Genomic DNA, 17,164 nt, shown 5'->3' on the forward strand with positions numbered 1-17,164 from the left:
AAATGTTCCAAAAAACAGACTGCCCTTAAAGATTCAAGTGCAGCAAAAAGGAGACTTGATATGAAATTGAAAAAACGATTTGCCTCTTTGTTCCTGTTGGCATTGATGGCATTTATCCCGGTCCAGGCATATGCTTCTGGGTCCGTTCCAACCACGCCCTCTGGAATTCCGATTTCCGAAATCGAAAACAGAACAGATCAAATTATGAAAAAATATATAGGAACAGCGATTCCTGGTGCTGCGGTTTCCATAGTAAAGGACGGGAAAATTGTTTTTTCAAAAGGTTACGGATACTCAAACATCGAGAAACAAACACCCATGAGTACGGAAACAACCTATATGGAGGCCGGTTCAGTATCGAAATTGTTCACCTGGACGGCAGTAATGCAACTGGTTGAGCAGGAAAAGCTGGATTTGAATACGGACATCCGCACATACTTGCCTGACGGCTTTCTCAAGCTTTCTTTTGATAAGCCTATTACCCTGAAATCACTGATGAGCCACACGGCAGGTTTTGAGGAGCACCTGGAAAAACTTTTGGTTCATGATCCTGCTGATCTTAGGTCTCTCAAGGAGCATATCGCACCCAGAAATCAGCCTGAACAGATTTATGAGCCTGGAACAGTGATTGCTTATTCCAACTATGGGACCAACCTGGCCGGTTATATTATAGAACGTGTATCCGGAATGCCTTTTGAAACCTATATTCAGAAACATATATTTGAGCCTCTAGACATGAAACATTCTTACTTTACACAACGATATGATCTTATCCCGGAGGTTATCGAACATAAAGCAACAGGCTACTCCAAGAAGGATGGAAACTGGGTGGCAAAGCCCAATGTTTTCTTTAATGATGTGCCGGCGGGTGCGTTAAACATTACTTCGGAGGACATGGCTCATTTTATGCTTGCTCATCTGAACATGGAGCATTCCTTAAAATATTCGCTATTCAACAAGAATGAAACCCTGCGAGAAATGCATGAGGCTTCATATACCCACTATCCCGAGCTTCCGGGGAATGCCCATGGCTTTTGGGAACGGTTCGCGGGAGATTATCGTGTTATCGAGCACGGTGGAAATACAGATTCATTCTCCTCTCTGGTCTCTATCGTGCCGGATCAAAACTTTGGGATCAGCATCCTGACCAATGTGGAAAATGAAATGTCCGGTGCAAGAAGCGAACTCATTGACCTGTTTGCTGGGGATTCCCACGCTACTCCGCAAGCGGATAGCACGTTGAAGCATAGCGCGGATGTGGCGGGAAAATACCGTTCTGCTCGTGCAGTATCATCTGGTATATTGAAGCTTATACCCGTATTATCCAATGCGGAAGAAGTGGTCACAGCCAACGGCAATGGCGGAATCACTCTGAGTATTCCATCCATGAATATTCATGTTGATTATGTAGAAACCAAACCCTATTTTTTTGAACGTGTGACTCCTGGGAGCACTTCTTATGATTACGCGGGCTTAAACATCAGTCGTCTTTTTTTCTTAACCAATGCCGATGGTAAAGTGACGCAGTTGTCATATGGAGTGATCGATGACCAATTGCCGATCTCCTTCCTGCAAACATCCATTTTCAGTTATATTCTAGTGGGGGCATGCGGCATTTGGTTTGCGCTTGGGTTTGTTTTTGGTATTACAGGGTGGCTGCGGAAGCTCAAGGACGCAAGAAAGCAGAAGAATACTTCGCGGCTTCCCTTCCCTGACAGTGTAACCGTAATACCATTGCTGGGTCTGCTTGTGATCGTCAATCTCATTGCTTCCAGCATCCAATTGATAGGCGACCCCTTTCAGCCTATGTCCAATTTCAATTTGAATATTATCTTTTTCTGGGTACTTGGGCTTGCCTTTGTACCGGCTGCCTATCTTGCTGTAAGAAAATGCAATGTTTCCAAAACAACATTGTTAAGAAAGGTATACACCGCGACGCTGATTCTTTCGTTTCTAGCTATTTCGATTTTCCTGTATTCCTATAATTTCTACTTTTTGGCATAGCTCCACTTGATAAGCCTGCCATACCTTCTAGTATACCGATGAAGATTGTCATCGTGAACAACCCCAATCTGAGCTAAATAAAAAAACTCTCCTCTGCATCTAGCAGGGAGAGTTTTTAACACACTCAATGAGATTCAAATACGTGCCGATTTCAGCCTTTGCTTTCAGTATGTTGTTGAATCTGTTTATTCTGTTTCTGGCTGAGTATTTACCAATTTTATATGAACATCTCTCAATTGTTTCTCAGTAACCTCCGAAGGTGCTCCCATTAATAGATCCTGCGCTTTGCTATTCATTGGAAAAGCAATAACCTCTCGGATATTCGATTCATTTGCAATGATCATAACAATCCTATCAATTCCAGGTGCTATACCTGCATGAGGCGGCGGCCCAAATTGAAAAGCATTAAAGAGTGCAGGAAATTTACTCTTGATATCTCCATATGTATAACCTGCAATCTCAAAGGCTTTTACCATAATCTCCGTATCATGGTTACGGACAGCACCCGAGGACAGTTCAATCCCATTACATACAATATCATATTGGTACGCTAGGATATCAAGAGGATTCATATTCAGCAGCGCATCCATACCACCTTGTGGCATCGAAAAAGGATTATGGCTAAACCCAATTTTATGAGTATCAGGATCCAATTCAAACATAGGAAAATCAACTATCCAGCAAAATTTATATATATCCTTTTCCAGCAAATCTAGTCTTTTTCCTAATTGATTTCTGACAGCACCGGCTATTTTTTCGACATTTTCAAGTTGATCAGCAGCAAAAAACAGTGCATATCCTGAACTAGCTTGCGTAACATGTATTAATTCGTTTTTCACCTCTTCAGAGATGAATTTTGCAATAGAGCCACTAAGAGACATATCATCGTTGAACTTAATCCATGAGAGGCCTTTCGCTCCAGACTCAATAGCAAAGTTTACTATATCGTCATAAAAGCTTCTTGGCTGTGCTCCACAACCAGGAACAGCAATAACTCTTATCGTTTTATTTTTAAATACTTTAAAATCAGTCTCTGTAAACAGCTCTGTAACATCATGGATAATTAATGGATTTCTTAAATCAGGTTTATCGCTCCCGTATTTGAGCATGGCTTCTTGATATGGAATCCTGGTAAAAGGCTTTGAGATTTTAAAATTTGTAAATTCAGAGAAAACTTCATATAGCATATTTTCAACTACATTAAAGACATCTTCCTGTGTTGCAAAAGCCATTTCCAAATCCAGCTGATAAAACTCGCCGGGTGATCTGTCTGCCCTTGCATCCTCATCTCTAAAGCACGGAGCAATTTGAAAATATTTATCAAAGCCCGAAACCATTAATAATTGTTTAAATTGTTGTGGTGCTTGAGGCAAGGCATAAAATTGGCCTGGATGCACTCTACTAGGAACTAAATAGTCTCTGGCGCCCTCTGGAGATGAACTTGTCAGGATAGGTGTCTGGATCTCTAAAAAATTCAAATCGATCATCTTTCTTCTGATACTTTGAATTACTTTAGAACGAAGTATAATATTATTGTGTATTTTTTCATTCCGTAGATCCAAGAAACGGTACTTTAATCTTAAATCTTCCCGAGCTTCATTTGCTAAAGATACTTCAAAAGGTAATGGATTCACTACCTTCCCTAAAACTTTTATCTCATTAGCAGCTAACTCAATATGTCCGGTTTTCATAGTGGGACTAATCGTATTTTCAGATCTGTTACATACAGTGCCTGTAACAGAAATAGTTGACTCTCTGGTGATCTTTGATACAAAATCTTTCAATTCGTTATTATCAGAAACAACAATCTGCGTTACTCCATAATGATCCCTAAGGTCAATAAAAATAACCCCGCCATGGTCACGCATATTTTTTATCCATCCTGCAATTCTCACTACTTCGCCGACATGTTTTTGATCCAATTCTCCACAGTTATGAGTCCTGTAACTATGCATGAAAAACCCCACTTTCTTTTATTCCCTATCATCTTAATGATTTCTATTTTTCTCCACACATATACTCACATTATCGTTAAAGCTTTATACCTCTCATTCAGGTATTCCGCAGTTTCAACCATTATTTTTTGTCCTATTTCGTCAACATGCCTGTTCTTCCAATTCTCAAAGACTGTTCCCTTAACCCATTGGTTAAAAGCGCCGAGGGCTGGTCCGCAGTGTACTTGATAATCAACCTTACTGTGTTTGTCTCCATTCATTGCAAGTCGTGTAGAATAAGTAAAGTACCATCTAAATATCAACGCCATCTTACGTTTAGGAATTCTTTCAGCTTTTTCAATGATCTCAGCCGGGTAATAAGCTTTAATATCTTCATATACTTGTTCAATACTCTTCTTAAAATACTTTTCTTCAATATATTTTTTGGTTCCGCTATCAATTTCATCTATGGAGTTATAATTACGGTAAAGATCATATAATTTATTCGCCCTGGCCGGGAAAAAAACTCCTTTTTTCATAACCTGAATCTTCGCTCCCATTTCAAACATATCTCCTGCGGGAGCGTAGTCTGTATCCTGTATATTTAACTGCTGGAGCAAATCCTTTACATCATCACTTGTCCCTGCTTCAACCGTGCATTGGTTGATTGAGCCTGTCATGATAAAATCCGCACCCAGTATAAACGCTGCCGCAGCAGCTTGTGGAGTCCCTATCCCCCCGGCTGCCCCTACCCTTATACTTTTATTGTATTTATACTTAAGTAACGCTTCATCCCTCATTTTAAGCATTAACGGAACCAGTACATATGCAACAGCATGATCAGTATGCCCGCCTGAATCAGCCTCGACACACAGATCGTCTACCATAGGAATTTCCATCGCCATCCGGGCCTCATCCCGGCTTATCCTATTTTCCTCGAGCAGTTTATTTACGATATTCTGAGGCGCAGGACTCAAGAATGCCTCCACAACCTCGGGTCTTGATACTTTCGCTATAATCCTGTTCTGCGGTGTTACGATCCCCTTTTCATTTCGTTTCAAACCCTTCAATCTGTACCTTACCAAAGAAGGCGTTATACTCATAAAAGCAGAGGCTTCAATAGTTCTAACACCGTATTTTATGTACAAATCAACGATGTTATTTTCTATTTCCAGGTGATCGGGAACATGAATAAGATTCATTCCATAGGCTTCGCCTTGGTTCAATTCTTGCTGAATATACTTTATAGCTTCCTCAAGGGCCCCAATCTTGACTCCCCCTGCCCCAAAGAATCCCATCATTCCTGCCTTACCTGCTTTTACGACCATCTCTTTTGAAGATATTCCCTTATACATCGAACCCATAAGATACGCGTATTTAAGTCCATAATATTTTTTGAATTCGCTATGACCAAGAGACTCCGCCGTAAATCGTTGGCCGGATATACTATTCTTCGACTTTACTTCCTGTACCTGCTCGCTACGTTCCTCATCCTCCCTCACAATCAGCGGTTCTGCGTCTCGTTGTATTGCGTTAACCAACCCTGTTATGACTTTTCCAGGCCCAACCTGTATGAACTGGGTTACATTTTTACCCATTAGATATCTTATACTTTCCGACCATTTGACTGGACTTACGATCTGGTTGATCAGCGTACTCCTTACATCTTGCTGCCTGTAGGGTCTGGCATAGATATTTGAAATGACTGGTATTTTCAATTTTGAGAATTCGAACTGTGACGCATAGGCCTCAAATCTCTGTCTGGCATCTTCCAAATACCTGGAGTGAAATGCTCCACTTACATTTAAAATCACATAGTTTGTGGCTCCTGCATCCTCAAAAATTGGCTGCGCCTGCTCAATCATGTCCTTCGGTCCTGAGATGACAATCTGGCTTGGCGAATTAAAATTAGCAACATCAATCTCCCTTAAATTATTTTTCTCGATAACTTCTCTAAATACTTCCTCGTTCAAGCCTATGACCGCTGCCATACCACCACCGGTAGCCTTGACCATCAGTTCTCCTCTTTTTTTAACCAGCTTCAAGCCCGTTTCAAAGTCAAATGCCTCTGCGGCAAATAAGGCATTGTATTCACCTAGGCTATGTCCTGCAACATAATCGGGTTTTCTTCCAGTCTCTTTTAATTTATTAAGATAACTCAAAGCGTTTACGACAAATAGCGCCGGTTGGGTAAAATCCGTTTGTCCTAGTTGATTGGCAGGATCTTCAAGACACAGTTTCTTAATAGAATAACCAAGAATAGCATCCGCTTTTGCAACCAATTCCTGAAATTCGTCAAATAGTCCTACTCCCATGCCTTTGGCTTGAGCCCCTTGTCCAGGGAACAGATATGCGATCATTTGTGTCCTCCTTTTTGCTAGTGAATGCATATTAGTCGAATATTTCAAATAGACGATCCAAATTTTTCATATCGTTTTGAAAAGGTGAAAGAATAGAACAAATACTTGCCATTTTCTTGCTACCAAAATTGTACTTCACAAAATTAGCAAGAGTGCCCGAGGGGCCAAGGTCAATATAGATGACCCCGTCCCCGTCTCCCAGACATTTTAAAGCGTTCCGAAAACGGATAGGTTTTCTAGTGACATCCCAAAGAAAACGGTTGTCAAGGGATGTCGCCTTTCCTCCGAACATAGATGAAACCATATTTATAGTCGGATTCCTTAGGGTCTTAAGCTTTAAATACGCTGTATATTCCAAGGCTATAGGGTCCATTAAGGAAGAGTGAAAAGCAAACTGAACCGGTAACCTTTGACATATAATCTCATTTGCTATCAAGTAGCGTTCAATTTCTTCCAGTTCCTCACAGCTTCCAGAAATGACAAAATGCGAGTCATAGTTGATTGATGCTAACTCTGAGTTGGCATTCAATACGGATATTTGGTCATACAGACTGAGGTCGCCAATTACGGCCAGCATGCCACCCTTTGGACAGTAGGTTTCTACCACTTCTGCTTGCTTGACAAGGCATTGAAGAGTATCTTCATAACTCATACAACCAGCCGCAGCAACAGATGCAAACTCACCGAGGCTGGAACCTAAAACATAATCAGGATAAATCCCCTTTTCCAGTAATACCTGTGTGAGGGCATACTCCACCATGAAAATTGCAGGGTGAGTATATAACAGGCTATCAAACACGTCTCCCCTCCCACGGTTGTCGTCGTACAGCATTTTTAATACGGACCTGCCTGTAATATCCGTATGAATCTCATCCAGCTTGGTCATCCATTTTCGGAAAACTGGATTTAACTTATATAATTCTCTTCCCATGCCGTAGTATTGTGAGCCTTGGCCTGAAAACATAAAAATCACAGATCTGTCCATTCTAACCTCCCACAACATACTCATTGATAAAATCCCAATAACACCATTTAAAATACATATTTCACAGTAAATTACGAACTAATTGCATTTGGGAAGCTGTGGGATTGCTTTCGTTAAGAACATTCTCCATATGTTGTCTTATTGCAGGTTTGAATTTCGGCTCTGTTATGATATATAGCTGCCCTTTTTTGATTCCCTCAAACATCTGATTTGCTACATCCTCTGGAAGTATTCCATTCTGGACAGCCTTGCGGGCCAATTGATTAATGACTTGTCTTTCCGGGGGAAGATTTCCTAGTCCGGTCTGCTTACTCAGCTCCGTCGGTCGGTTCCGTTCCGCATCCATAATTTGGGTGCGTACGAACCCGGGGCAGACAACTGAAACTCCTACATTGGAACCTATCAATCTGAGTTCTTGGTGTAGCGTTTCAGACAAGCTTAAAACGGCATGTTTTGATGCGCTATATATGCCATTACCAGGGCCGGACAATAGCCCGGCGATGGATGCTGTATTCACAATATGACATGCGGTTTTCTGTTTCAGCATAATAGGAACAAAAATTTCAGTTGCAAAGAGAATCCCCCATATGTTTACGTTTATTACCCACTGCCAATCCGCCACCGTATTTTCCCATAATAAGCAGCCCGTTCCGGCGTCCACTCCTGCATTGTTGAACAAAAGATGCACAGCTCCAAATGTCTGAACCGTTTTTTGCGCTAATGCACGTATATCAGCTTCTTTGGAAATATCCGTCACCACAGATAACGTTTCTGCGCCCATGTCTTTCAATTGTTTTTCGGCCCTTAGAAGGGCCTCCTCCTCAATATCCGCGAGGACGACCTTCATGCCCTCATTTACACATCGGTCCGCAATAGCACGGCCAATCCCACTGGCGGCTCCCGTAACTACGGCTATCTTATCTTTAAATTCCCTCATGATTTACCTCCAGAATATTTTGTATTTTCCATCTGATAGTGATCGGTTCCCTGTTTATGTTTAAAACAGGGTTATCGGTAGGGGGATTCTGCGGACATCTTTATCCTCATGAAGTGCCTCCCATGAAATCCTGCCCCCCTGGGTCCAATACATCGCTATATTTTCCATATTTTTCTCCTCTAGCAGCAATTGAGAAACGGTCTCTCCTATTTTCCCTGAGAGAAGCGCACTCGTATTTGAGTCTTCTGCACTTTCTCCTATAAATAACGGAATAGATGCCCCTTCGGGCCCGTTGCCGCTATCGGCTATTTCGAGAAGTTCCCTAAGACCCGTGAGTAGATCCTGCCGCGTATTCGCTACGATTGCCGCCCGGCATGTCATCGCTTCGCGGCCTGTCTGAAGTGTAAAGGCAATATCTTGTAAGGCATCATCGCTCTGCTGCTCCAAATATCCCAGTAATTGATTGGCAAGCGCCATCAGTCTCTCCCGGTTTATGTCCGAGAGAATCACCACTTGGGGCTGATCTGCCACTCGCAAATGAATGTTGTCTTTTTCTGAAGGGATATATTCTTCCAGAATGAAATGCACATTAGAGCCTCCCGCACCAAAGGAGCTTACGGTTGCCCGCAACGGGAATTCCCGTTCTTCTCCCTGAATCTCAATTACAGGCCGCTCCCATTCCTGAACCTCCCGTTGCAAATAAAATGGAGTATTACTGAAATTAATATTAGGGTTAAGCTTCTCGGCTTTAATGGTAGGAACCAGTTTTCGATGCCACAATTGCAATATGACCTTGGTTAGCTGTGATATTCCCGAAGCCGCTTCTGCATGCCCTATATTGGATTTGACTGAGCCAATGGCACAAAATTGCTGCTCGGTCGTGAATTTCTGGAATGCTTTATTCAAAGCAGCAAGTTCAATAGGGTCTCCCAATGTAGAACCATTTGCGGCTGCCTCTACATAACTGATCGTCCGGGGGTCTATACCGGCTTTCAAAAAGTTTTCTTCGACTAGTTGCGCCTGCGCATTGGGGTTAGGGATTGTATATCCATTGCTATGTCCCCCATGATTGGTTGCCGTGGATTTAATAACCGCTAAAATGCAATCTCCATCCTGTACAGCCTTATGAAGCGGTTTTAAGAGTACCGCTCCAACTCCTTCCGCTGGAAGGTACCCATCCCCATCTGCAAAGCTTCTGCTATCTTCATGACTTCCAATCAACTGATTTTGACTGGATTCAATATACTTTTTGGGGCTGGTCAATAGATTTCCCCCGCCAGCTACCGCTATTTGACACTCTCCCCTGATCAGGCTTTCACATGCCATATGGACAGCTACAGCTGAGGAAGAGCTCATCGTATCAATGGATATGCTCGGTCCCTGGAAATTGAAATAATGCGACATGGGATTTGCGACTGCAACAGACCCAAATGATGTTACCCGTTGGGCAGAGTCCGGTTCGATATCACAGGAGCAGTATTTGTGATACGTAGCGCCCACATAGACGCCAACCTTGTTCTGGTGCTTCTTCTGTAATGCCTCTCGCGTATATCCTGCACTTTCAAGCAAATTCCATATTATTCCCAGGAAAAGTTGCTCCATCGGGTCCATTAAACTGATCTCATAGGGGGTGAGATGAAAGAATGCTGGCTCTGACAGGCTTATTCGTTCCATGAAACCGCCCCACTTGCAGTAGGTTTTTCCCGGCTTGTTTCTCTCCTTGTCAAAATAAAGATCGTGCTCCCAACGGTCTTTTGGAACTTCGGTAATGCAGTCCTTGCTATCTTGGAGATTGCTCCAGAACTCCTGAAGATTTTCCGCCCCTGGATATTTCCCGGACACCCCGATGACAGCAATGTCCATCGCTCCTGTTTCTTGTTTCTTCTCCTCCTGAGCCTCTACCTCGGTTGCCGAAAATTGGGGACGACGGAATATCGGAGAAGGGGCTTTTACCTGCTCCATACCAAACCATTCAATCAATTCGCCTCGATGCGATTCCAGGAAATATTCTATTAAACTCTGGATATTCGGATATTCAAAAAGTAAGGTCCTCGATAGCGGGCCGAAGTTTTTTTCCAGCTCATCGGTTAATTCCATTGACTTTATGGAGTCAACACCATAGTTTTCTAGATTTTTGTCCTCTTCAATGCGATGTTCCGGCAGTCCAGTGGACGAAGAGAGCAGGCTCTTTAGGTAACTTGCCATTTTTTCACGCAGTAGCTCTTCTTCCTGGCTGGACACTGCCTTATTTGTTATAGAAGTTGGTTCGGCATTTTCACCCGCAGCTGTTGCCTGATCTATGCCAAACAAAGCGATCAATTGGTCTCGATAGGCTTCCACAAAATATTCCGTCAAACTTCGAATATTTGGATATTCAAAAAATAGAGTCCTCGACACCTGATCGAATGTTTTCTCCAGCTGGTCGGTCAACTCCATAGACTTTATAGAGTCAACCCCATAATTCTCAAAAGGTGTATTCTCTTCGATTCGATATACGGGCAGTTCGATGGACGTTGAAAGCAGGGTCTTCAAGTAATGGACCGTCTTTTCACGCAGCAGGTCCGCTTCTCTGCCGGACACTTCCTTGTTTGCTGCAACAGTTGTGTCAGCTTTCGCGCCTGCCACCGCTACCTGATCTATACCAAACAAAGCAATCAATTGGTCTCGATAGGCTTCCACAAAATAATCCGTTAAACTCCGGATATCCGGATATTCAAAAAATAGAGTCCTCGACACCTGATCGAACGTTTTCTCCAGCTGATCGGTCAACTCCATAGACTTTATAGAATCAACCCCATAATTTTCAAAAGGTGTATCCTCTTCGATTCGATATACGGGCAGGCCGATGGACGATGAAAGCAGAGTCTTCAAGTAATGGACCGTCTTTTCACGCAACAGGTCTTCTTCCTGGCCGGACTCTGTCTTCTTTGCTGTGGAGGAAACGATGTATGCTTCAGCTTCTGATCCGAGCGCCTGATCCCGGGATGCTTTGCCGCTTTCTTCAAGCTGTCCCTCCATGATCATCATGTTGCTGATTAGCTCTACGTCTCCTTCGATCACCATGACCTGATCCGATATACAGGCTATGCTTTGGTACAGGGCGCTCATTCCTGTCTCTGTCCTCATCGCATACATACCCACCTTCTGCATGGCCTTCTCCGTCTCCTGGTCAGGCCGCATTCCGCCATCTTTCCATAACGGCCAATTGATGGACAGCGTTTTGCCTGTACGCTCCATGGAGGTTACCAAGGTATTGCGGTACCAGGCATATGCGTCCATAAAAGCATTCGCGGCAGCATAGTCAGACTGACCTGCATTACCACCCACTCCCGAACCTGACGAAAAAAGGATAAAGAAGTCAAGAGCAATGTCCTTACTGGCTTGGTCCAGATTTACCAGTCCCGCAACCTTGGGCGCCAGCACTGCCCTGAATTCCAGGCTAGTCTTTTTAATAATATAGTTATCCTGGATTATTCCAGCACTGTGCAGGATGCCGTTGATTCCGCCGTATGTCTGTTTGATATCTTCAATTAAGCCAACCACAGCTTCCTTCCGCGTGACATCCGCCTGCTTGTATTCTACCCGGGCGCCCAATGCCTTCAATTCCTCCAATGAAGTCTGCTTGTCCTGATCCAGTAGGGAACGTCCAGTAAGAATCAAAGTCACTTCCTTGGCCTGACGCGCAATCTCTTTAGCAAAAATAAGACCTAAACCCTTTGCTCCTCCAGTAATCAAATAAACCCCGCGGTCTTTCCATGGAATATCCGGTGTTTCTGACGGCATTTCTGCTTTACTCCAGACAGGAATCCAACGTTTGCCTTCTGCAAACCGGATGCGGCTATCCGCAGGATGTCGGCTGCTCGTTTTTAGTATTTCAATGAGCCCTTCCATTTTTTCTGTATCCTCAACTTCAATTAACTGACCATGGATCTTTGGATTTTCCTTTTGCGCAGTTTTGAGTATGCCGCACAGCCCAGCGAAGAGCAGCTTTTCATGCTGAGGCATCGTTACAATCTGCACCAGCACCTTGCCTTTGGGTTTGTCATCCAGGATACTTTTTATTTTTTCAAAAACCTGGACGGCATACTTTTCGAAGCGGCGATCAACCTCTTCCATACCGGATTGCAGAGTGATACATTCCACTCCTGCCAAGGAGGACTCGATATCTCCTGCAGCAATGGTATCTGTTTCGCAAAGCATTACCACATGTCGTTCGTAAATGGGAACCATCGTGTCCTCCGCAACCGCCTGTTCTTTCCAGAAGGGTTGGAGCATCATTACACCAAGTGTTTTCTCACATGCGTCCACTTCCTTGTAGGAGCATCCTTTTATGCGCACGCAGACCTGGCCTGCCTCATCACACAAATCAATGTCATACTTCTGCGTATTATGACCAGCCCCGCTTCCTCTGCTATACCGGATCAACGCCCACATTTCACAGGGACATTCCCGAAATATTTCGAGTCCCTCAATGGCAGTCGGCCGTATTTTCTGTAGAGGATCAATGCCTGAAGGCCACATGATATTTTCATCATTCGAAAACAAGTATGCCGGCGGCATTTGCAAAGCAGCGTTTATTATAAAGGGATGCAAAACAAATAAGCCCTCAGTATTCCTAATACCGGAAGGCAACGATAGCTTGGCCAGCACTAACCCCTGTCCTATATGCACTTGTTCATTGGCCTGATGCCCCAGACTGTCGTCGGCTCCCATGTCCCACACTGCTTCGTCGTCTATCCCAGGCGAAACATGCTGAAAGCATTCCATCTGCAAAGCCTGTATATCCCACGTTTCCGCTGCATTCAACATCTCCAATTCGGCATTACCCTGGCTGTGTAAGACAGGGTCCCCGACTTCTGTTAATCTGCTGTAGATTTTGAAGCCAATCGCTCCTTGATCTCCCGGAAAGAGCCCTATATGTATTTCTAACGGCTGATCTCCTATAGCGGGAGCATGTGTCCATACAATATCTTTAATAATGATGTTTGCCTGCCCCTTCTCCTGTACTGTTAACGACTGCTCAACCGCTGCCCGCACCATTTCAAGGCATGCCGCTTCTGACAGGACAAGCTTTCTGTCAATTACGGAGTTTTTCAGATAAAACTCCTGGCCGCTAAAGGTTGAACTAAATCTTTGCTCAGAAAGTACGGAGGTGTTTTGATGCAGTAATGGATGTAGATGTGCAGCCGTATTGGCGAACGGCTTTTCTTCATCTACATGTATCCAATATCGTTCTCTGGCAAAAGGATATGTGGGTAAAGGGATACGGCGGGGCTGGACATTACCGTAAAGTCTGCTCCAGTCCATATGGACACCCTTGACCCACAAGTCTGAGATTCTGCCGTACTTTTCCGCTAGAATCTGTAAATCAACCGTTTCATCGAGCGTTTTCTCCTCTGAGGCCATGTTCAAGCTCTCCTTGTCTCGCTTGGCCTGTCCCCGGTAAAGCTGTGCAATACTCTGTCTTCCTCCAATAAAGCCCCGCAACTTGCTTCTAAGTTCCTCCACTGATTCAACGACCACAGCGAGGCGCTCTTCCATCGCTTCGCGTCCTGTCTGCAAGGTATAAGCCACATTCACCAGATCGTGATCGGAAAACTCATTCCGATCCATTACAGTAGCCAATTGGCTTACCTGCTCCTTCAATGCTCCGTCACTTTTTGCCGACAGAACTATGACGACCGGTCTTGGAGGAGTAAAGGGATTTTGAAAGTCATCCTGTTCCGCAGGGAGGTATTCCTCAAGGACAATATGGGCATTAGCCCCACCGGCTCCAAAGGAAGATATCCCGGCGATCCTCGGGTATTCCCGTTGCTCGCCATCCTCCTCCACTATCGGACGCTCCCATTCAGAAAGCCCCTGTTGGACTACAAATGGCGTTTTGGAAAAGTTTATATTAGGGTTCAGTTTTTGGGAATGCAGGCTAGGGGCAATTTTCCGGTTTTTCATTTGCAAGATGATTTTAGCGATGCCTGCAATCCCTGCGGCCGCCTCTAAATGGCCTATGTTTGATTTTACCGAGCCGATAGCGCAAAACCCCGTGTCCTGCGTATCTTTCTTAAATGCCTGGGTAAGCCCGGTGATTTCAATAGGATCACCGAGTTCCGTTCCAGTACCGTGGGCCTCAATATAACTGACTGCCCGGGCATTTACGCCTGCTTTATCAAAAGCCTCTCTAATCAGTTCACCCTGTGCTACCGGGTTAGGCACGGTATACCCGTTTGTTTTTCCTCCATGGTTGATACGGGTTCCCCGAATAACGGCATAGATATGGTCCTTGTCTGCAATGGCTCGTGACAAAGGTTTGAGCAGCACAACCCCTGCACCTTCGCCAGGGACAAATCCATTCCCGCCTTCCCCAAAGCTTTTACACCGCCCCTCAGGCGATAGCATTCTCATCGTACTGAGAAAGATATAGCTTGAAGGATGAAGATATAAGTTGACTCCTCCAGCAACAGCCATTTCGCATTCACCGTTAAAGATATGCTCACAGGCCTCGTGGATTGCAGTTAATGAGGAAGAGCACATGGTATCAACCGGGATACTGGGCCCCTTTAAGTTCAAGAAATAGGATATTCTGTTGGCTACCGAGCTGAAGGAGGTTCGCGGAAATACGGGTTGTCCTTGTTCCCACAGCTTTGGTCCATATAGATTGAACCCCGTTCCGGTAATTCCTGCAAAGACGCCAATCCGGCCATTATACTGTTCGGCGAGCTGTTCCCTGCTATATCCTGCATCCTCGAAAACCTTCCAGCATTCTTCCAGGAATATTCGCTCCTGAGGATCCATACTCATTGCTTCCCGGGGAGATATATTAAAGAAGAGAGGATCAAAATCTGCAAAACCCTCCACGAATCCTCCATATTTACTATAGCTTTTGCCCTTCTCAACCGCTTCTTTGATGTCGGAACAGTAGAAACCTTCCCTCTTCCAGCGTTCCGCAGGAATTTCTGTTATACAGTCTTTGCCCTGTTCCAGATTACTCCAGTACTCTTCCATATTTTTGGCCTGCGGATATCGTCCGCTTATACCAATAATCGCTATTTGCTCGTGTTTCACACGGTCTCTGTTAGTAGCCGTGTTGCGGATACGATTGTTTTCTTCCTTTGGCAGGGGTGACAAAGAAAACTCGCTGGCAGCATGCAAGGTTGCGGAAATGGAGACGGATTTCTCTTCCATCTTTATCTGGCTTCCGAGTCCTGTCCACCGTACGCATTCCTTGTGATAATCAGCAATAAAATATTCGGCCACTGCCTCCAACGTCTGATATTCATAAAACAAGGTCATTGATATTTCTCCAAAAATGCCCTGCAGCTTTTGATTAAGCCTTGTAATCATGATGGAGTCAATGCCATAGCTCTCTAAAGGCTCGCTGACATCAATCTTGTCAATGCTCAGCTTGGTAACTTCTCCAAACAATAGTTTTAGCTGATATAAGGTTTTTTCTAGAAGCAGTTCAAGATTCACCTCTGAAGAAGCTGACTCTTCAACATATTCTTTCTCCTGTGGTTGGGACGCCAGGAAATACTTTTGCAATTTTGATTGCTCACCTTCTATTACTAATAACTGATTCAGGCCAGCGGCCAGACCGTTATATAAAGCCTGGATACCGTTTGAAGCTTGCATGGCTACCATGCCAATACTTTGCCAAGCCCTCTCCGTGTCATCGCCCACATGCATCCCTCCATCCTTCCAAAGAGGCCAATTGACAGATAGCGTCTGCCCTTTGCGCCCCTTTGAGGATACAAGGCTGTTTCGATACGCGGCATAGGCATCCATAAAGGCATTAGCGGCAGAATAGTCGGCTTGACCGGGGTTGCCCATAATCCCAGCTATTGAGGAGAAGAGAATAAAGAAATCCAGATGTAGCTCCTTGGTCCCCTGATCTAAGTTCACCAGTCCGGCAACCTTTGGTGCCATTACTTCCGCGAACTCTTCCTGTGATTTATTCATAATAAAACGATCCTGTATTACTCCAGCACTATGAAGGATACCATCAAGGCCTCCATACTCTTCCCTGATCTCAAGGATCAATTTGGAGACCTCTTCCTTCCGTGCTACATCTACCTGTCTGTACTCAACGCGGGTCCCCAGCGCCTTCAACTTCTCCAATATGGCCTGTTTGCCTTCGTCTAGATTTGAACGGCCTACAAGAACTAGCGTGGCTTCCCTGACTCGCTGGGCGATATCCTCCGCAAAAATAAGTCCTAAACCTCCTGCACCACCCGTAATCAAATAAGTCCCCCGATCCTTCCAGGGCACTCTTCCCGTTGTCTCAGTGGGTTTCATCTCGTTCCAACCGAGAACCAAACGTTTACCATCCTCATACCGTATTCTTTTATCCTTTGGATATTGACTGTTCTCTTTTAATTTCTCAATCACCTCTTCCAGACCTACAGATTCCAATTCTACGAGTTGCCCTACGATTTTCGGGTTTTCTTTCTCAGCTGTCTGCAGTAATCCCAACAGTCCTGCGAAAGGTTGCTGAGCGCTTTGTGCGGAAACTGCAATCTGTATCAGTACGCTACCCTTGGAGTCCTCTTTGAGAACCATTTGCACTTCCGTGAGCAGCTGGAGGGCATACGCCTGAAAGCGTTCATCCATGCTGCTTTGGCTGGCATGCAGCTTGATGTAACGGGTTCCTTTCATGAGCGATTCAATGCTGCGCTCCGCGAAATGATCCAGTTCGCAAAGCACCACCAGATGCTGGCTAAATTCAGGGCGTGCCACTTTCTGGAGAGCAACTTGCTCTTTCCAGAAAGGCTCAAGCATAAGGACTCCCGTATCCGCCAAGGACCCCGCAGTCCTTGTTCCGCTTTGCGGGGCCTCATGTGAAACCATTTGAGCTTGAAATTGGCGTATTTTTACAATGGCATCCTCTTTTTGTATCCGTCCGCTTTTTACCTCGCCTAGAATATATTGAAAAAAATCCTTCATCTTCTAT

Annotated in this window: 6 protein-coding genes; 1 reads left to right on the forward strand and 5 read right to left on the reverse strand. The window is 44.5% G+C overall.

Annotation, left to right across the window (positions count from 1 at the left end; all coding sequences use genetic code 11):
* Positions 1–60: 60 nt before the first annotated feature.
* Positions 61–2,004, forward strand: a complete 1,944-nt coding sequence (locus BM358_RS08480; protein ID WP_028540514.1) for a serine hydrolase domain-containing protein — start codon at positions 61–63, stop codon at positions 2,002–2,004.
* 185 nt (positions 2,005–2,189) lie between these two features.
* Here BM358_RS08480 and aspS read toward each other — a convergent pair whose 3' ends face one another.
* The 5 genes from aspS to BM358_RS08505 form a co-directional block, all read right to left on the reverse strand.
* On the reverse strand, positions 2,190–3,959 hold the full coding sequence (aspS, locus tag BM358_RS08485; RefSeq protein ID WP_023989383.1) for an aspartate--tRNA ligase: 1,770 nt from the start codon (positions 3,957–3,959) through the stop codon (positions 2,190–2,192).
* Positions 3,960–4,024: 65 nt separating this feature from the next.
* Positions 4,025–6,298 carry an ACP S-malonyltransferase gene (fabD, locus tag BM358_RS08490; RefSeq protein WP_023989384.1) on the reverse strand — a complete coding sequence of 758 codons (2,274 nt, stop codon included), beginning with the start codon at positions 6,296–6,298 and terminating at the stop codon, positions 4,025–4,027.
* A 31-nt stretch (positions 6,299–6,329) separates the two neighbouring features.
* Positions 6,330–7,262, reverse strand: a complete 933-nt coding sequence (locus tag BM358_RS08495) for an acyltransferase domain-containing protein (RefSeq protein WP_231517118.1) — start codon at positions 7,260–7,262, stop codon at positions 6,330–6,332.
* An 82-nt stretch (positions 7,263–7,344) separates the two neighbouring features.
* Complete coding sequence (locus BM358_RS08500) at positions 7,345–8,220, reverse strand: SDR family NAD(P)-dependent oxidoreductase (protein ID WP_023989386.1); 876 nt, start codon at positions 8,218–8,220, stop codon at positions 7,345–7,347.
* A gap of 60 nt (positions 8,221–8,280) precedes the next feature.
* The gene (locus BM358_RS08505; RefSeq protein ID WP_028540512.1) at positions 8,281–17,157 is read right to left on the reverse strand and encodes a hybrid non-ribosomal peptide synthetase/type I polyketide synthase; all 8,877 of its coding nucleotides are present in this window, start codon (positions 17,155–17,157) and stop codon (positions 8,281–8,283) included.
* Between the last annotated feature and the right edge of the window lie 7 nt (positions 17,158–17,164).

Origin of the sequence: Paenibacillus sp. cl130, assembly GCF_900116035.1 — a bacterium.
Lineage (GTDB): Bacteria > Bacillota > Bacilli > Paenibacillales > Paenibacillaceae > Paenibacillus > Paenibacillus polymyxa_B.